A 19,188-nucleotide genomic window follows, 5' to 3' on the forward strand; every position below is an offset into this window, starting at 1 on the left:
GTTTGGACGTATCCTGATGGATTTACGTGGATGGAAATGTTCCAAGATGAAAGTAAATTTGGATTGCACGCAGCACTAACTCCTACTTGGAATGAAACTGCATTTTATGCAGATTATGTATTACCAATGGGATTAGCCTCTGAACGTCACGATTTAAATAGTTATGCCACTCACGGTGGAACTTGGGTTGCTTTTCGTCAACCAGTATTGAGAGAAGCTGCTAGAAGAAATGGAAAACCTGTGAAATTAACTTATGAAGCTAATCCAGGGGAAGTATGGGAAGAAGATGAATTTTTCATTGAATTATCTTGGAGAATTGATCCTGACGGAAGCATGGGAATCAGAAAAACATTTGAGTCGCCTTACAGACCAGGAGAAAAAATTACAATTGACGAGTATTACCAATATATATTTGAAAGAATCAAAGGTTTAAATGAAGCTGCCAAAGCAGATGGATTCACTGGGCAATTTGCAGCATTAGAATACATGAAAAAGTACGGAGCATTCGAAATTGAAAAGGGTGAATCCTACAAAATGAACGAAAATCTGCTTAGTGATGATCAGCTAAAAGGCACAAAAGTAGATCCAAAGACCGATGTAATTTTAAAAGATGGTAAAGCGATTGGAGTTATGATCAAAGGAAAACCATGTGTAGGTTTCCCAACTCCATCTCGTAAAAACGAATTTTATTCGCAAACCATGGTAGATTGGAAATGGCCCGAATATGCTACACCAAAGTATATTAAAAGTCATATCCATAATGATGTATTGGATAAATCTATAGGGGAATATGTATTAGTACCTACTTTTAGATTACCAACATTAATTCACTCTCGTTCAGGAAATGCCAAATGGTTAGTAGAAATTTCTAATAGAAACCCAATTTGGATGCATCCAGATGACGCTAAGAAATGGGGATTCCAAACAGGCGATTTAGTCAAATTAAATACAGATATCGGTTATTTTATTGATAAAGTTTGGGTGACACAAAGTATGAAGCCAGGAGTTGTTGCTTGTTCTCATCATATTGGACGATGGAGAAGACCTCAAGATAAGATTGGAAACCGTTGGGCTACAAATACCGTTAATATTGAAGGAGATGGCAAAGGCGGTTGGAAAATGAATACAATTTCAGGAATTAAACCATTTGAATCACATGATAAAGATTCAAAACGAATTTTTTGGAAAGATGGAGGTGTGCATCAAAATATAACACATGCAGTTCATCCTGATCCTATTAGTGGTATGCATACTTGGCATCAACGTGTTCGAATTGAGAAACCTAAAGAAGGTGAAAAATATGGTGATATTTTTGTTGACACGAATAAATCTCACGAAGTATATAAAGAATGGTTAGCGATGACTAGACCTGCTCCAGGACCAAACGGAGAGCGAAGACCACTTTGGTTTAACAGAGCTTTTACACCTGATAAAACAGAAGGAGGATGCTATTACATTCCAAAAGAAGATAAGTAACTCAAAAAAATCCCGCTTTAGCGGGATTTTTTTATATTCCATTCTAAATTTTAAGGAAGAATGAGAGAATAAGTTTGCTCTAAACGTTGTCTAATGTAACATTTGTATTTTGGTATATGATAATTATCATAATTAGCACATATCAATTATGACTAACTTTGTTCTTAGTTAAAAATAAACAATAAGTATTATGAGCAATTCTAAAAAAAAGAGTGAGGCTTTACTATATCATGAGTTTCCTACTCCAGGAAAAATACAAGTAGTACCAACAACAAAATATTCAACTCAACGTGATTTGTCACTTGCCTATTCACCAGGTGTTGCAGAACCATGTTTAGCAATTGAAGAAAACCCTGATGATGCTTATAAATATACAGCAAAAGGTAATTTAGTTGCTGTTATTTCTAACGGGACAGCAGTTTTAGGATTAGGTGACATTGGTGCTCTAGCAGGAAAACCAGTGATGGAAGGAAAAGGATTACTTTTTAAAATATTTGCAGATATAGATGTTTTTGATATTGAAGTTGACACTCATGATGTTGAAAAATTTATTGAAACTGTTAAAAATATTGCGCCAACTTTTGGTGGAATTAATTTAGAAGATATTAAAGCTCCTGAAGCATTTGAAATTGAACGCAGGTTAAAAGAAGAGTTAGATATTCCTGTAATGCATGATGATCAACACGGAACTGCAATTATTTCAGCAGCAGCTCTGAAAAATGCTGTTGAAATTACAGGGAAGGATATATCAAAGATTAAAATTATAGTAAATGGTGCTGGAGCAGCAGCAATTTCTTGTTCTCGATTGTATTTAGCAATAGGAGCAAAAAGAGAAAACCTTGTGATGTGCGACAGCAAAGGTGTTATTAGAAGAGATATTGAAAATTTATCTCAACAAAAGGCAGAATTTGCAACAGATAGAGATTTACATACTTTAGAGGAGGCTATGATTGATGCAGATGTTTTTATAGGACTGTCTGTTGGTAATGTTGTAACTCCTGCAATGTTAAATACTATGGCTAAAGATCCTATTGTTTTTGCAATGGCAAATCCTACTCCAGAAATTGAGTATGATTTAGCTGTAAAAACTAGAAAGGATATTATTATGGCTACTGGACGTTCAGATTTTCCTAATCAGGTAAATAATGTACTTGGGTTTCCATTTATTTTTAGAGGAGCATTAGATGTAAGAGCTACTGGAATTAATGAGGAAATGAAAATTGCGGCAGTTCATGCATTAGCTAATTTAGCAAAAGAGCCAGTGCCAGAACAGGTGAATATTACTTATGGAGAATCACATATTGAATTTGGTAGAGAATATATTATTCCAAAGCCTTTTGATCATAGACTAATAACGGAAGTTCCACCGGCAATTGCAAAAGCTGCAATGGAATCTGGTATTGCAAAAAATCCAATAACAGATTGGGATGCTTATAAAGAAGCTTTAGCTGAGAGATTAGGAACAGGAAATAAGTTGTTAAGACGATTAATGGCAAAAGCAAAATCAAACCCAAAAACTATCATTTTTGCTGAAGCAGATCACTTGAATGTTCTTAAGGCAGCTCAGATTGTTTATGATGAAGGAGTTGGAAAACCAATTTTAATGGGGGATAGGACTATTATTAAAGAATTAATGAATGAAATTAATTTTGATGTTGATTTACCGATTATTGATCCTACGGCTTTAGAAGAAAAAGAAAGAAGACATAGGTTTGCAAAACATTATTGGGAAAAAAGACAACGAAATGGAATTACATTACTAGCAGCTCAAAGATTAATGCGTGGACGTAATTATTTTGCAGCAATGATGGTGAATGAAGGAGAAGCAGATTCATTGGTTACAGGTTATTCAAGAAGTTACCCAGCAACAGTTAAGCCAATGATTGAACTAATTGGTAAAAAAGAGGGTGTTAAAAAAATTGCCGCAACAAATATTATGATTACCAAAAGAGGACCAATGTTCTTTTCTGATACAGCTATTAATATCAATCCTACTGCTGAAGAATTAGCAGATATTTGTTATATGACAAGCGAATCTATGAAAATGTTTGGATTTGATCCAAATTTAGCAATGTTGTCATTTTCTAACTTTGGGTCTTCAAACTCTTCGGCAGCTGAAAAAGTTGGTGAAGCAGCAAAAATAGCTCACAATAAATTTCCAGACCTAGTTGTTGATGGTGATTTACAAGCAGACTTTGCTTTAAATCCAGCGATGTTAAAAGAAAAATTCCCTTTTTCTAAATTAAACGGTAAAAAGGTTAATGGTTTAATTTTTCCAGGTTTAGAATCGGCCAATATTGGATACAAATTAATGAAAGAATTTAATAATGTAGAATCTATTGGGCCAATTATTATGGGACTAAAAAAACCAGTTCACATTATTCAGCTTGGAGCAAGTGTAGATGAAATTGTAAATATTGCTTGTGTAGCGATCGTTCATGCTCAAGAAAAAGTAAAAAATTAATAATTATTTGTTACATTTGGGTTTATTAAAAAGGTAAAATATGATAACCCAATTAAGAGGTAAATTAGTAGAAAAAAACCCCACTTACGTCGTGTTAGAAGTAGGTGGGGTTGGTTATTGGCTAAACATTTCTTTAAATACGTTTTCTCTTTTACCTAATGAAGAGTCAGTTCTTTTATATACGTATTTGTCAGTAAAAGAAGATTCACACACACTATTTGGGTTTATTAACAAAATAGAGCGAGAAATTTTTAAATTACTCATATCTGTTTCTGGTGTTGGACCAAGTATTGCGCGAACCATGCTATCATCTATGTCTACTGATGAAATTCAGCAAGCTATAGCCTCAGGAAATGTTGGAGTTATTCAATCTGTAAAAGGAATTGGAACTAAAACTGCACAGCGTGTATTGGTAGATTTGAAAGATAAAATTTCAAAAACCTTTGCAATTGATGAAGTTTCTTTTGTTGAAAGCAATACGAATAAAATTGAAGCGTTATCTGCATTAGAAGTCTTAGGATTTAATAAAAAGCAATCAGAAAAAGTATTAGATAAAATTTTATTAGAAGATTCAGCTGTTAATGTTGAAATTTTAATAAAAAAAGCGCTTAAAAACTTATAGGATTTGAAGAACAAGCAATTTATATTTAAAACACATATTGTATTTTTTATAGCGTTGTTTATTCAATTCGCAGTAAAAGCACAAACAACTTCAGTTGATAAAATTGCAGATACTACTAAAATTGTAAAGCTCAACGATACGCTTAAATTAAAATATCCTTTTTCTAGTTTAGAAAAGGGTAGTTTGTACTTATCTGACCCTACTAAAACTGAAATTATTTATGATGCAGAGATAGGTAAATATTTAATTCTTGAAAAAATGGGTAATTATTATGTGAAACGCCCAATTTATATGAATCAAGAAGAGTACAAAGAGTATAGACTTAAAAAAGATATGCTTGAGTACTATAAGAAAAAAATTAGTGCCACCAATAGTAAAAAAATTGGAAGTGAGGATGCTCAAAAAAACTTATTACCAACCTATTACGTGAACTCAGGTTTTTTTGAATCTGTTTTTGGAGGAAATACAATTGAAGTAAATGCACAAGGATCTGTTTTAGTTAGGCTAGGAATGCTTTATCAAAAAGTTGACAATCCGCAGTTGTCAGAGCGCAATAGAAGTAGTTTTACATTCGATTTTAATCAAGAAATTAGTGCAAGCATTTCAGCAAAAGTTGGAACTAGGCTAAAAGTTGGTGCGCAATACGATACGCAATCAACATTTAATTTCCAAAATCAAATAAAACTTGAATTTACTCCTACTGAAGATGATATTCTTCAAAAAGTTGAAGTAGGAAATGTGAGTATGCCTTTAAAAAATTCATTAATTGTAGGGGCACAAAGTTTATTTGGAGTAAAAACACAAATGAAATTTGGCAACACTACGGTAACGGGTGTATTTGCTGAGCAAAAATCACAAACAAGATCAGTAGCCGCTCAAGGTGGTTCAACCATTCAAGAATTTGAATTACAAGCGACAGATTACGATCAAAATAGACACTTTTTTTTAGCTCAATATTTTAGAGATGCTTATAATAATGCTTTAAAAGAGTATCCATTAATTAATAGCCCAATTAATATTACTAGAGTTGAGGTATGGGTAACTAATAGAGTTGCATCAACAGTTGACATTCGAAATATTGTTGGTGTTGCAGATTTAGGGGAGGGAGACCCAACAAATATTGGTCCAGCAAATGTTATTCCCGTTCCAGGTTCACTTTTACCAGAAAATGAATCAAATGATATCTCAACAATATTAACAACTTCAAATGCGGTAAGAAAAATTGCTACAGTTAGTGATGGGTTAGCACCTTTTTCAATGCAACAAGGAAGAGATTATTCGGTTTTAGAAAATGCAATAAAATTACGACCGGATGAATATTCAATTCATCCTCAATTGGGTGTTATTTCATTAAACAGAAGACTGGCTGATAATGACGTGCTAGCTGTTGCCTTTGAGTATACTGTAAGTGGAGAATCAAAAGTTTATAGAGTTGGAGAGTTGTCTAGTGATGGGATAATTGCACCAGATAATATTGTTGTGAAATTATTGCGAAGTGAGATTATTAGTACACAAATTCCTATTTGGGATTTGATGATGAAAAATATATATTCTTTACAAACCTATAGAATGCAGTCTGAAGGTTTTAGATTGGAATTATTATATGCTGATGATGCTACAGGTGTTCCGATAAATGTACTTCAAAATGCCCAAACAGCTGGAGCTTCGGACAGAACATTATTAAATTTATTCAACATTGATAGGCTTGATCAAAATCAGTTTCTAACACCAGAAGGAGATGGTTATTTTGATTATGTTGAAGGGTCTACAGTAAATTCAGAAAAAGGATACATTATTTTTCCAACAGTAGAACCATTTGGTGCAGATCTAGAGAGTAAATTAAGTAATCCCGATGATCAAGTTTATATTTTTAATGAGTTATATGATAGAACTCAGATTGAAGCTAAAAATGATTTTCAACAAAAAGATAAATATTTAATAAAAGGATATCATAAATCAGAAAGTGCTAATGGAATTCCACTAGGCGCTTTTAATGTACCTCAAGGCTCTGTTCGAGTTACTACCGGAGGTAGAGAATTAGTTGAAGGAATCGATTATGTTGTAGATTATCAAATGGGTAGAGTTCAAATTGTGAATCCAAGTTTAGAAGCTTCAAATGCGCCAATTCAAGTTTCAGTTGAAAATAATGCCGCGTTTAATTTGCAAACAAAACGTTTTTTAGGAATTGATATTGAGCATAAATTTTCTGATGATTTTATTGCTGGGGTTACAATTTTAAACTTAAATGAAAGACCACTTACACAAAAGGCTCTGTTTGGGCAAGAACCAATTAATAATACTATTTTTGGATTGAATGCTAGTTATGGAACAGAAGTTCCAAAATTAACAAAGTGGGTAAATAAATTGCCAAACATTGATACTGATGTTGCATCGAATATATCAATTAGAGGAGATTTTGCTTATTTGGCTCCAGGTTCACCAAAAAGAATTGAGCTTGAAGGAGAAGCAACATCTTATGTTGATGATTTTGAAGGATCTCAAATACCTTTAGAAATTAAATCCATTCAACAATGGCATGCGTCTAGTACGCCTCAATTTCAATCAAATTTTGATTTTGGAGGAAATGCTACCGATTTATCCTATGGATACAAAAGGGCGCGACTAGCTTGGTATATAATTGACCCTTTGTTTTATGGAGGTTCAACTTTAAAACCTGGAAATATTGATAATTTAGAACTTTCTCGAGCTGAAGTTAGAACTGTTAGGTTTGAAGAATTATTTCCTGAACAAGATTTAGATCTAACACAATCTACCATTGTTAGAACTATGGATTTGGCATACTTTCCAAATGAAAGAGGGAGTTATAATTATGACACTAACAATGTTGGTGTAGATGGAAAATTCACTAATCCTGAAGATAGATGGGGAGGAATTACTAGAGCCTTAACCACGACTAATTTTCAACAATCAAATGTTGAATATATTCAATTTTGGTTAATGGATCCGTACGACCACTATTCCATTACAAATGAAGAAGGATTACCAGTAGGTGTGGATCCTATGAATCCTGAAAATCAAGTTGGAGAGTTATATTTTAACTTAGGAAATATTTCTGAAGATATTTTGAAAGATGGTAGAAAGATGTATGAAAATGGATTACCTGAAAATCCTCTAAGTGTTTTAAACACAGATCCAACTATTTGGGGTAAAATACCAACAAGTCAGTCTTTATTATATGCATTTAGTGATAATGATGATGAAAGATTAAATCAAGATATAGGTTTAGATGGTATTAATGATGAAGAAGAATTACAACTTTTTGGAACTGCTTTTGGCCCAGATCCTGCAAATGATAATTATTCTTATTTTAGAAGTTTCGAGTACGATGCAAATGACGCTTCAATTTTAACTCGCTACAAAAAGTATAACAACACACAAGGAAACTCACCTACAAGTAATTTATCAACCGAGAACTATCCAACTTCAGCAACAACTTTTCCAGATACTGAAGATATTGATAGAGATCAAACAATGAATTCTGTAGAAAGTTATTATCAATACAAAGTATCATTAAATAAAAACGATTTAGTTGTTGGACAAAATAATATTGTTGATGAAAAGAATGTGTCGGTTCAGCTTGAAGATGGAAGTACTAAGCAATTTAGATGGTTACAGTTCAGAATACAGGTAAACAGTCCAGACGAGGTTGTAAACGATATTTCAGGATTTAATTCTATTCGCTTTATGCGAATGTTTTTAACAAAATTTAAAATGCCGATTGTTTTGCGTTTTGGTGAATTAGAATTAGTGAGAGGAGATTGGAGACGTTATACCAAAACATTAGACGATGCTATTGTACCGCCACAAGAGTTAACCAATCCGCAATTACAAAATTTTGAAGTTGGAGTTGTAAACATTCAAGAAAACGAAGATAGAACCCCTATACCTTATGTGTTACCTCCAGGAATTCAGCGTGAAATATTAAGAGGAAGTACAACATTACAACAACAAAATGAACAAGCTTTAACTGTAAAAGTTACAGATTTAGAACCCAATGAGACTAGAGCTATATTTAAAAATGTAAGTGTTGATTTAAGGATGTATAAGCGCTTAGAATTATTTTTACATGCCGAAGGTGTTCAAACAAAACCTCAAGTTCAAAATGATGAATTAAAAGCAATTGTTAGAGTTGGTAGCGATTTAAATGACAACTATTATCAAATTGAGAAATCACTTTCAATTTCAGATTATGGAGTATCAACACCACTAGAAATTTGGCCAGAGGAGAATAACTTAGATGTTTTTTTAGAATATTTAGGGAAACTTAAACTCTTGCGTTTAGAGGCTGCTATAGCGCCTAATGTTGTATTTCCAGCCGAAGGAGTTTTATCACCAATAGAAGGTCTTGAAGGTTATGAAATTAGAGTGAAAGGAAATCCAAATTTATCAAATATTAGAACCATTCTGCTTGGTGTAAAAAATGTAACAAATACCAATCAAAGTGCTGAAGTGTGGTTCAATGAAATGCGAGTTTCAGAATTTGATAATCAAGGTGGTTGGGCAAGTGTTGTAAGTGCTGATGCCAATTTTGCTGATTTTGCAAGTGTTTCAGTAACGGGTAGAATGGAAACAAAAGGTTTTGGTGGAATAGAGCAACGAGTGAATGAACGTAGTCAAGAGGAAACAAAACTATATGATGTGGTAACCAACATAAACGTTGGGCAGTTGTTACCAAAACAGTGGGGAATAAAATTACCTTTAAATTATAGTATTTCAGAAGAATTTAAAGATCCAAAATTCGATCCTCAATATCAAGATGTTCTTTTTGAAGATGCAGCTGATATAAATCCAAATAGTAAAAATTCAAGAGATTATACAAAGAGAAGAAGTATAAGTTTAATTAACGTAAGAAAAGATTATAATCCTGAATCTACAAAAAAACCTAAATTTTATAATGTAGAAAACGTATCTGTTTCATATGCTTTTAGTGAAACGTACCACAAAGATTATAATATTCAGAAATACGTAGATCAAAATGTTCGGGCTTCAGCAAATTATAATTACAGTTTTGAGAGTAAAAGTATTGAACCATTTAAAAATTGGGAGTTATTAAATAGTAAGTATTTACGATTAATTAAGGACTTTAATTTAAATTTATTGCCTTCAACTATTTCTGTAAATTCAAATATTATTCGCAGTTATAACGAACAGTTATCAAGAAGTTTAATAGAAGGTTTACCAGAATTACCTACCTTAAAGCAGCGACGCTTTATGTTTGATTGGGATTATAATATTGGTTATAACTTAACAAAATCGTTGCAGTTTAATTTTAGAGCAGCAAATCATTTTATTTATGATGATTTTGAAGCCTCAGACGATATTCAACTTATGGATAACTTTTTTAATCTTGGGAGGCCAAATCATTATCACCAAACTTTAAGTGCTACTTATAATATTCCAATTAATAAACTTCCATACTTAGATTTTATAAAAGCCGATTATGCATATACAGCAGATTTTGATTGGCAAGCAGCATCACAGTCTTATGTTGATAAAATAGGTAATGTAATTCAAAATGCGAATACCTATACTTTTGGAACTGACATAGATTTTAATAAGTTTTACAAAACAATTGGATTAGAAAAGTTGTTTACTAAAAAACCGGCTCCTGCTAATAGAACGAATCCTAAAATGCCAAATGCTCCAAGAAGTGTTAGTGCTAAAAAGAATAAATCACTAGGAGGTAAAATAGGCCAAACGTTTTACAATTTGCTAACATCAGTAAAAAAAGCTCGTATTAATTATTCAGAAAATAATGGTACATTTTTACCTGGTTATTTACCGGAAGTTGGATTTTTAGGGCAAGATAATTTTTCAGGAAGTCCAGCACCTACATTTGGTTTTGTATTTGGTAGTCAAATTGATATTAGACAACGTGCTGTTGAAAATGGCTGGTTATTATCTCGGGGTGCAGATGATCCGTATTACAATAGAACGTATAGCAGAACACATCTTAACAAATTAGATGGAATAATTACTGTTGAACCTTTTAACGATTTTGATTTAGAATTTAGAGGAAATAAAACATTCACTAAAAGTACATCTCAACAATTAGATGTTATAGATAATATTTTAAATACAAATTCTCCAATCACTCAATTTGGAAACTTTAGTATTAGTTATAATATGTTAAAAACATCATTTAAAAATAGTGATGTTAATTTTGAGGAATTTAAAGCAAATAGAGCAATAATAGCCGAACGTTTAGCTTTAGAATCTGGACAACCAATTAGTGGTTTCGGAGACACAAGTCAACAAGTTTCACTTCCTGCATTTATTGCCGCATATTCAGGCCAAGATGCATCAAAAGTAAGTTTGAAAGCATTTAAAAGTATTCCAATCCCTGGCTGGAAATTGAATTATAAAGGATTTATGAAACTGAAATGGTTTAAAAAACATTTTAGGAGCTTTTCAATGTCTCATAGTTATAACTCATTATATTCAATTACAAGCTTTAGTAATAACTTAGAATATAATGCAGAGGACCCTTATGCAGAAACCGATATTGTTGGAAACTATTTTAATAAAACACTTTTTACAAATGTTAATTTAATAGAAGAATTTTCACCTCTTTTAAAAGTAGATGTAAAAATGAAAAATTCATTTTCTTTTAGTGGTAGAGTTAATAAAGATAGGGGTTTAACACTAAATTTTAATAACAATACAATTACTCAAATAAAAGGCACAGAATATGTTGTAGGACTTGGATATAGAATAAAAGACTTAGCAATGAAATTTAGGTTTGGAGGCGATTTAACTAAATTAAAAGGAGATTTAAATTTAAGAGCAGATATATCATTAAGAGATAATATTACAATAATTAGAGCAATAGATCAAGATAATAATCAAGTGACGGGAGGTCAGCGTTTGTTGTCTTTAAAATTTTTCGCTGATTATGCTGTTAGTAAAAGTTTAACTGCATCTTTTTACTTTGATCAGAGCTCATCTCAATATGCTATTTCAACTACTTTCCCTAGACAATCAGTAAGTTCAGGGTTAAGCGTTAGATATGTTTTAGGAAATTAATTAATATAAATAAATAAAAATGAATATTCCAGCAGAATTAAAATACACTAAAGACCACGAATGGGTTAAAATTGATGGTGAAACAGCTACAATAGGTATAACCGAATTTGCACAAAGCGAATTGGGAGACATTGTTTACGTCGATGTAGACACGGTTGATGAAACTGTAGAAAAAGAAGATGTTTTTGGATCTGTAGAAGCAGTGAAAACTGTTTCAGATTTATTAATGCCTTTAACTGGTGAAGTAACCGATTTTAACGAGGGTTTAGAAGATGAACCGGAAAAAGTAAATTCAGACCCTTACGGAGAAGGATGGATGATTAAAATTTCTATTTCTGATGCTTCTCAAATAGATGAATTATTATCAGCCGAAGAATATAAAGAGCTAATTGGAGCGTAATTTTTATTTTTTTATAGCATTCTTTTTAACAATTTTAATTTCGGTAGGTAGTTTAATTTCATTAGATAATGCCATTAAATTACCTCAAGTTAATTTTATTGATAAGATATTGCATTTCTCAGCTTATTTTGCATTAACATTAAGTTGGCAATTAGCTTTTTATAAAAGTGTAAAGCTAAAAATCAAAGAAAGTTTAATAATTGTTGCTGTGTTTTTTTATGGCATAATTATTGAAGTTTTACAAGGAGCTTTAACTTCATATAGACAGGCTGATTTGTTAGATATTATTGCAAATTTTATTGGAATTATAATCGCTTGGGCTTTTTTTAGAGGATTTTTCTTTAAAAATAGAATGAAATAAAAAAATATACTTGTTTAATATATTAAAATTATTAAATTAGCACACTATTAAAATATTTTACATATGCAAATTAAAAAGAATCCAAAAGCAAATCTAGAAAATTTCAGTAAGTTGTTTATGCAACTAGGTTTAGTTTTAGCACTACTTGTAGTTTACTTAGCAATTGAAAAAAAGACATATGATAGAGTTATTGGAGACCTTGGTCCTGTAGTTTTAAATATGGAAGATGAGGAAGAACAATTAGAACTCGAAATAGTTAAACCACCAGAGGTTAAACCACCACCACCTCCAGCTCCAGATGTTATTGAAGTAGTTAAAGATGAGGAAGAAGTTGAAGAGACGGTAATTGAATCTACTGAAACAGATGAAGATGAAGCTGTTGAAGTTGAAGAAATTATTGAGGTTGAAGAAGAAGAAGAGGTTATGGAAGATGTACCTTTTGCAATTATTGAAGATGTACCAGTATATCCAGGTTGTAAAGGAAATAAAGATCAACTTAGAGCTTGCTTACAGGAGAAAATTACAAAACACGTAAATAGAAAATTTAATTCTGATTTAGCTTCAGATTTAGGTTTGTCACCTGGTGTAAAGCGAATTTTTGTAATGTTTAAAATTGACAAAACAGGAAACATTACTAATGTAATGGCCCGTGCACCGCACAAAAGATTACAAGAAGAGGCAATTAGAGTTGTAAATTTATTACCAAAAATGACTCCAGGAAAACAACGTGGACGTCCGGTAGGCGTAAAGTACAGTTTGCCAATTGCATTTAAAGTAGAATAAAAGTACAAAAGCATATTATTAAAAAAGGCTCAACTAATTGGTTGAGCCTTTTTTTTATGAAATATTGTTTTTAAGGTAAAATTATCGTAACTTTAGTATGATAATTATCTTGCAAGATATTGCACTATAAGTATTTCATTTTCCAATTTCTTGCATTATACTATATACTGTAAAGCAGTTTTTAGAAGTAATTCTTGTTTAACTTAAAACAAGGCAAAATGCAAATTAAAAAATATCCAAACGCCGCCCTCGAAAATTATAGTAAAATATTAATCCAATTAGGATTGGTATTGTCCTTATTTATTGTTTATGAATTTATGAATATGAAATCGTATCCGAATCCTATCAAAGAAATTGTTGGAAATTATACAATTGTGGATGATACTGAAGAGAATATTGAAGTTAAAGTTCTTGAACCAGAAATTAAACCACCTGCAAAATTAACGTTACCAGATAAAATTGTACAAGTTGAAGATGAAGTGGAGGTTATAGAAACACTTATAGAGTCCACAGAAACCGATGAAACAGATGCCATAGTAATAGATATTGATAAAGATGTCATTTCAGTTGTAGAAGAAGAGGAAGTGGTAGAAGATGTTCCTTTTATGGTTATAGAAGATGTTCCAGTTTTCCCTGGATGTTCAGGTAATAATTCAGAACTTAGAGCTTGCTTTTCTTCACAGATGACTAAGTTTGTTTCAAAAAGGTTTAATGCTGAGCTCGCATCAGATCTTGGTCTTGAGAAAGGAACAATTCAACGAATTTTTGTAATGTTTAAAATAGATAAAAATGGAGATATTGTAGATATTCAAGCACGAGCACCTCATAAAAAACTGCAAGCTGAAGCCATTAGAGTGATTAAGTTACTTCCACATATTACACCTGGTAGACAACGAGGTAGACCGGTAGGTGTTAAGTATGGTTTGCCAATTGTTTTTAAAGTTGAATAAATATAAAAGATGTTTTAAAAATCTCGCATATGCGGGATTTTTTTATGAACTAAAGTTAATTTATAAACTATTATGTTTTGTAAATTAGTATTTTCGTAAAATAAAATAGAAATATGAAAGTAAATAAATATTTAGATTCTACATATTTAAAAACCGCTGTGCAGGCTAACATTTCAGAAGAAGCGACTAAAAAAAATGTACAAGAGTTAGTTGTTGAAGCAATTGAAAATAATTTTGTTTTAGCTATGATTCGACCGCAATTTGTTGCAATGGCTCGTGAAATAGTGAAAAAAGCTAATTCTGAAACATTTATAGGTACGGTAATAGGTTTTCATGAAGGGACAAATAGTACCAGTGAAAAATTAGATGAAGCTCAAATAGCAATTGACAATGATGTGGATGAATTAGATTATGTTGTAAATTATGATGCTTTTAAAGAAGGAAAGATTAATTTGGTAAAAGCGGAAGTGTATAAAGGTACTAAACTAGCTTTAGACAATAATAAAGTTGCAAAGTGGATTATTGAAATTGCAGCTTTAACCAATGAAGAAATTATTTCAATAACACAATTAATTAGAGATGTGGTACTGGATAATTTTGGAGAAGAAAAAGCTGCTAAAGTATTTGTAAAATCATCTACAGGTTTTTATAAAACGGAAGAAGGTAAGCCTAATGGAGCAACTTTTGAAGCAATGAAATTAATAGTAGAAAACGCAAAGCCGCTGCCTGCAAAAGCTGCTGGAGGAGTTAGAAGTTTTGATGACGCTGTAAAAATGGTTGAATTAGGTGTTACACGTATAGGAACTTCATCTGCAAAGTTAATTGCTGATGGTGGTATTGGAAAGCAAGGTTATTAAAGATGGAAGATTATTTTGCACATACGACAGCTGTAATTGATGAAGGCTGTGACATTGGTAAAGGAACTAAAATTTGGCATTTTAGTCATATAATGCCAAATTCAAAAATTGGAGAAAATTGTAATATTGGTCAAAATGTTGTTATTTCACCTAATGTTGTTCTGGGTAAAAATGTAAAAGTACAAAACAATGTTTCTATTTATTCTGGGGTAGTGTGCGAAGATGATGTTTTTTTAGGGCCTTCTATGGTATTCACGAATGTTATAAATCCACGAAGTGCCATTGTTAGACGTGGAGAGTATTCACAAACTTTAGTTAAAAAAGGAGCGAGTATTGGAGCAAATGCAACAATTGTGTGTGGAAATGAAATAGGTGAATATGCTTTTATTGGTGCAGGAGCAGTAGTAACAAAACAGGTTTTACCGTATGCATTGGTTGTTGGAAATCCATCCAAGCAAATAGGTTGGATTAGTGAATATGGTCATAGATTAGATTTCGATGAAAATAATATAGCAACTTGTAAAGAGAGTAGTGAAAAATATAAATTGAGTAATAATAAAATAACGAAACTCTTGTAATGTAACTATGAAGAAATTTATTTTTAGTTTTATTTTCCTCTTTTCTGTCTATTCAGGTTTTTCTCAAACAGAAAAATATCCTGTTTTTGAAGCTTGTATTGAAGTTGATGTTTCTGAGATGCCCTCTTGTTTTAAAAATGAAGTTAAAAGAGCGATTGTAAACGAATTTAATATACCCCAAAGTATACAACAAGAAAATTTTAATGGTACTGTAAATATTGTTTTTTTAGTTACTACGTCTGGTGATTTCAAAGTAATTTATGTTAATTCACCTTATAAGGAATTAAAAACTGAAGTTGAGAGAGTTTTTGCAACTTTGCCTAGAATTACACCTGCAAAATTCAATAATCATCCTATTGAAATGCAGTTTGTTTTCCCATTAGCTATTCCGTTAAAAAATAATATTCAAGAAGTAATTGCCGAGAAAGTTGAAAAAGTTAAAGTTCTTCAAATTCAAGAGGAGCCGTTTAAAAAGGCAGCAATAAACACATTATTTCCTGAACATAAAAGCGAATTAAATATACCTTTTACACACGCAGAATATAATTCCTACGATTATTATTTAAATCAAACGTATAATTCACATACAGCAGTAAAACCATATGTATATGCTGAAGTTACTAAATATGTAGATTTAGATGCGCAAAAAAATAAACTAATAAAACCAAAATCTACTTGGTTTGGTAAAAAGCTATTGAATGAGCATATGGCTTTTGTGAAAGGAGACAATTTTTGGTTTACGGTTGATCCTGGAGCAGATTTACAAATTGGAAATGATAGTGAAGGCATTAGCACATTTAACAATACTAGAGCAATTCATATCAATGGTGGAATTGGCAAAAAGTTTAATTTTTCAACTAGCTTTTATGAAAGTCAGGGACGATTTGCAGATTATGTGAATAAGTACGCTGAATATTTAAGGCCAGATGGTGGTAACCCCGCTATGATTCCAGGACGTGGGATTGCAAAAGAATTTAATTCAGATGCTTATGACTATCCAGTTGCTGAAGCTTATATTTCATTTACGCCAAATAGTACGTTTAATTTTCAATTTGGAAATGGTAAAAACTTTATTGGTGATGGGTATCGTTCATTATTTTTGTCTGATGTGGCATCACCATACCCATATTTTAAGATAAATACTAATTTCTGGAAAATAAAATACACGAATTTATGGATGTGGATGCAAGATGTTAGACCAGAATTAACAGTTGATGGTGCTTATAGACAAAAGTTTATGGCGATTCATTATTTAAGTTGGAATGCCACTAAAAAATTAAATATTGGATTGTTTGAAACTGTTATTTGGGAAGATACAAACGATAGAGGTTTTGATGTAAATTATCTAAATCCGCTTATTTTTTACACAGCTGCTGAGTTTTCAACTGGATCTAGAGCTGGAAATACCTTGCTAGGATTGAGTTTAAAATATAAATTAAAAACCAATCTTTCATTGTACTCACAACTTATCTTAGATGATTTTAGAGGTTCTGAAATAACAGGAAGTAATGGTTGGTGGGCAAATAAATATGGTATTCAATTTGGAGTAAAATACCATAATGCATTTCAAATTAATAACTTATACTTACAAGCAGAGTACAATGCGGTAAGGCCATATACTTATTCTCATGATGAGTTAAATTTAAATTACGGTCATAACAATCAACCGTTAGCCCATTTGTGGGGATCGAATTTTAAAGAAGTGATAGGAATTGCTAGATATACAAAGGATAGATGGTTTGTAAATTCAAAAGTAATAATTGGTGAAAAAGGATTCGATTTTAATAACGGATCAGATACATTTAGTTATGGCGGAAATGTTTTTGCAGATAATGATAATAGAGCTTCAGATTATCAAAATGAAATTGGACAAGGTAATACGGCAACTGTTTTTATAGGTGATTTACAAGTTGGTTATTTGGTAAATCCATCAACTAACTTAAAATTGTTTGGAGGAATTACTTTTAGAAACTTCAATCCAGATGCGCCAACAGGTGCATTTGACAAAACCAATTCAACATGGGTTTCTTTTGGTTTAAGGACCGATGTGTTTAATTGGAATTTTGATTTTTAATTACCTTCTGCAACATCCAAATCGTGGAGTTCTCCTAATTCTTTTAAGAGGTCAAACGTTTTTTTAGCTTCGTCTTCGTCAATGGTAGAAATTGCGGCACCTACGTGAACCATCACATAGTCGCCCACGTTTGCTTCTGGTACTAAAGTTAAACTAACTTCTTTTAAAATACCGTCAAAAGATACTTTTCCAATTCTAAAAGTTTCATCTAACTGAGAGGTGATTTCTATTAATTTTCCTGGAATTGATAAACACATATTTTTTCAAGTTTCTAAATTCAATTAATTATTTTGGGCGTTCCTTTTCAGGTTGCGCTTTTCGTTATATCTTTTTTTTGCTTAGTTTAAAAAAAGGATACCATTTCAATCACTAACGCAAAAAAGACTAGCTAAGAGATATTTTCTCGTAACCATTTATACCAATTTTCCATACCTTCGCCTGTAGTTGCTGACACTTCAAAAAACTGCAAATTAGGATTTACTTGTAAGGCATAATCCTTTAATTTTTGAAGATTAATATTTAAATATGGAATTAAATCTATTTTATTGATGATACAAATATCTGAAGTATGAAACATATCAGGATATTTAATCGGTTTATCTTCACCTTCTGTAGTACTTATAATTACAACTCGTTTGTTTTCACCCAAATCAAACATAGATGGACACACTAAGTTCCCAACATTCTCAATCATTAAAATAGAATCATTTTTCATTTCCAATTGCTTTACAGCATCAAAAACCATATCACTTTCTAAATGACAACCTTTTCCTGTGTTGATTTGAATTACAGGTATTGATAAGGCATCAATTCTATTTGCGTCATTTAGTGTTTGTTGATCCCCTTCAATAACATAAAAAGGTATTTCATCTTTTAAATCGGCCAAAGTACGCTCTAGAATAGATGTTTTTCCAGATCCGGGAGAACTTACTAAATTTAAAGCAAAAACATTTTTGGCTTCAAAGAAACCTCTATTTCTAGCTGCTAAAACCTCATTGTTTTGTAATATATCTTGTTCAATTTCTAAAATTTTATGCTTCGGGTCGTTAGAATGACTGTGGGAATGAGAATGCCCATCGTGATGATGGTCGTGATCACCATGAGAATGAGAATGCCCATCGTGATGATGGTGATGTTCGTGATGAGTATGTTTATGTTCTCCAGGTTTTATTATTGTTGGACCATTTGAATCTGATCCGCAGCCACAAGTTCCGCACATAATTATAACTATTTAAATTACTTCTAACGCTTTTACTCTTAATTCTTTTCCTTGCAATATACCTTTAAAATTACTTCCACAATTAGGGCAGCAATCATAAATTTTATTCATATTAAATTCAGTATCACAATCAGCACATTTTCCTTTTCCTTTGATAATAAAAATTTGTTTTTCAGCTTTTTCAAGCACGGTATTTTTAACTGCACTATCCCAAACAAAATTTAAAGAATCTATTTCAACTCCAGATAAAGTACCAATTTCTAACTCAATTTTTGTAACTGTATTTATGTTTGCTTTTGCAGTTTCATCTTCTGCAATTTTAACAATTCCCATTGCTATAGATAATTCATGCATAAC

At 31.8% G+C, this 19,188-nt stretch carries 14 protein-coding genes; 11 read left to right on the plus strand and 3 right to left on the minus strand.

The annotated features are described in order from the left end of the window. The 11 genes from HKP59_RS02405 to HKP59_RS02455 all read left to right on the plus strand — a co-directional run. Positions 1-1,476, plus strand: a 1,476-nt coding sequence (locus HKP59_RS02405) for a molybdopterin dinucleotide binding domain-containing protein (RefSeq protein ID WP_291803133.1), incomplete at its 5' end; no start/stop codon positions are given. Between the two features lie 190 nt (positions 1,477-1,666). Further along, the gene (locus HKP59_RS02410) at positions 1,667-3,940 is read left to right on the plus strand and encodes an NADP-dependent malic enzyme (protein ID WP_291803135.1); all 2,274 of its coding nucleotides are present in this window, start codon (positions 1,667-1,669) and stop codon (positions 3,938-3,940) included. 40 nt (positions 3,941-3,980) lie between these two features. After that, the gene (gene ruvA, locus HKP59_RS02415; RefSeq protein ID WP_291803136.1) at positions 3,981-4,562 is read left to right on the plus strand and encodes a Holliday junction branch migration protein RuvA; all 582 of its coding nucleotides are present in this window, start codon (positions 3,981-3,983) and stop codon (positions 4,560-4,562) included. Between the two features lie 3 nt (positions 4,563-4,565). Further along, entirely contained in the window at positions 4,566-11,609 is a 7,044-nt protein-coding gene (gene sprA, locus HKP59_RS02420) for a cell surface protein SprA (protein ID WP_291803138.1), read from the plus strand. A 19-nt stretch (positions 11,610-11,628) separates the two neighbouring features. Further along, positions 11,629-12,009, plus strand: a complete 381-nt coding sequence (gene gcvH / locus HKP59_RS02425; protein WP_291803139.1) for a glycine cleavage system protein GcvH — start codon at positions 11,629-11,631, stop codon at positions 12,007-12,009. Beyond that, entirely contained in the window at positions 11,999-12,370 is a 372-nt protein-coding gene (locus HKP59_RS02430) for a VanZ family protein (protein ID WP_291803140.1), read from the plus strand. Before gcvH ends, HKP59_RS02430 begins: the two co-directional genes overlap by 11 nt. 63 nt (positions 12,371-12,433) lie before the next feature. Beyond that, positions 12,434-13,153: an energy transducer TonB gene (locus tag HKP59_RS02435; protein WP_291803142.1), complete on the plus strand. Its 720-nt coding sequence runs from the start codon at positions 12,434-12,436 to the stop codon at positions 13,151-13,153. Positions 13,154-13,371: 218 nt separating this feature from the next. Next, the gene (locus HKP59_RS02440; RefSeq protein ID WP_291803144.1) at positions 13,372-14,103 is read left to right on the plus strand and encodes an energy transducer TonB; all 732 of its coding nucleotides are present in this window, start codon (positions 13,372-13,374) and stop codon (positions 14,101-14,103) included. A 113-nt stretch (positions 14,104-14,216) separates the two neighbouring features. Beyond that, positions 14,217-14,960, plus strand: a complete 744-nt coding sequence (gene deoC, locus HKP59_RS02445; RefSeq protein WP_291803145.1) for a deoxyribose-phosphate aldolase — start codon at positions 14,217-14,219, stop codon at positions 14,958-14,960. 2 nt (positions 14,961-14,962) lie between these two features. Further along, a complete protein-coding gene (locus HKP59_RS02450) occupies positions 14,963-15,538 on the plus strand; it encodes an acyltransferase (RefSeq protein WP_291803148.1) in 576 nt (191 codons plus the stop codon). Positions 15,539-15,545: 7 nt separating this feature from the next. After that, on the plus strand, positions 15,546-17,612 hold the full coding sequence (locus tag HKP59_RS02455) for a gliding motility protein RemB (RefSeq protein WP_291803150.1): 2,067 nt from the start codon (positions 15,546-15,548) through the stop codon (positions 17,610-17,612). Here HKP59_RS02455 and HKP59_RS02460 read toward each other — a convergent pair. From HKP59_RS02460 to hypA, 3 genes are all read right to left on the minus strand, one after another. Continuing rightward, on the minus strand, positions 17,609-17,869 hold the full coding sequence (locus tag HKP59_RS02460) for a HypC/HybG/HupF family hydrogenase formation chaperone (RefSeq protein ID WP_291803152.1): 261 nt from the start codon (positions 17,867-17,869) through the stop codon (positions 17,609-17,611). The two genes, HKP59_RS02455 and HKP59_RS02460, sit on opposite strands and share 4 nt — an antisense overlap. A 131-nt stretch (positions 17,870-18,000) precedes the next feature. Next, a complete protein-coding gene (gene hypB, locus HKP59_RS02465; RefSeq protein ID WP_291803154.1) occupies positions 18,001-18,831 on the minus strand; it encodes a hydrogenase nickel incorporation protein HypB in 831 nt (276 codons plus the stop codon). Positions 18,832-18,843: 12 nt separating this feature from the next. Then, the gene (gene hypA / locus HKP59_RS02470) at positions 18,844-19,185 is read right to left on the minus strand and encodes a hydrogenase maturation nickel metallochaperone HypA (RefSeq protein ID WP_291803156.1); all 342 of its coding nucleotides are present in this window, start codon (positions 19,183-19,185) and stop codon (positions 18,844-18,846) included. Positions 19,186-19,188 lie beyond the last annotated feature (3 nt).

Origin of the sequence: Lutibacter sp. (assembly GCF_013041805.1) — a bacterium.
Lineage (GTDB): Bacteria > Bacteroidota > Bacteroidia > Flavobacteriales > Flavobacteriaceae > Lutibacter.

What these genes read in the sequence shown, in the direction of transcription:
- hypA (WP_291803156.1), bottom strand. Translation starts at nt 19,185, where the DNA reads ATGCATGAATTATCTATAGCAATGGGAATTGTTAAAATTGCAGAAGAT.
- HKP59_RS02450 (WP_291803148.1), top strand. Translation starts at nt 14,963, where the DNA reads ATGGAAGATTATTTTGCACATACGACAGCTGTAATTGATGAAGGCTGT.
- HKP59_RS02410 (WP_291803135.1), top strand. Translation starts at nt 1,667, where the DNA reads ATGAGCAATTCTAAAAAAAAGAGTGAGGCTTTACTATATCATGAGTTT.
- hypB (WP_291803154.1), bottom strand. Translation starts at nt 18,831, where the DNA reads ATGTGCGGAACTTGTGGCTGCGGATCAGATTCAAATGGTCCAACAATA.
- gcvH (WP_291803139.1), top strand. Translation starts at nt 11,629, where the DNA reads ATGAATATTCCAGCAGAATTAAAATACACTAAAGACCACGAATGGGTT.
- HKP59_RS02455 (WP_291803150.1), top strand. Translation starts at nt 15,546, where the DNA reads ATGAAGAAATTTATTTTTAGTTTTATTTTCCTCTTTTCTGTCTATTCA.
- HKP59_RS02435 (WP_291803142.1), top strand. Translation starts at nt 12,434, where the DNA reads ATGCAAATTAAAAAGAATCCAAAAGCAAATCTAGAAAATTTCAGTAAG.
- deoC (WP_291803145.1), top strand. Translation starts at nt 14,217, where the DNA reads ATGAAAGTAAATAAATATTTAGATTCTACATATTTAAAAACCGCTGTG.
- HKP59_RS02460 (WP_291803152.1), bottom strand. Translation starts at nt 17,869, where the DNA reads ATGTGTTTATCAATTCCAGGAAAATTAATAGAAATCACCTCTCAGTTA.
- HKP59_RS02440 (WP_291803144.1), top strand. Translation starts at nt 13,372, where the DNA reads ATGCAAATTAAAAAATATCCAAACGCCGCCCTCGAAAATTATAGTAAA.
- ruvA (WP_291803136.1), top strand. Translation starts at nt 3,981, where the DNA reads ATGATAACCCAATTAAGAGGTAAATTAGTAGAAAAAAACCCCACTTAC.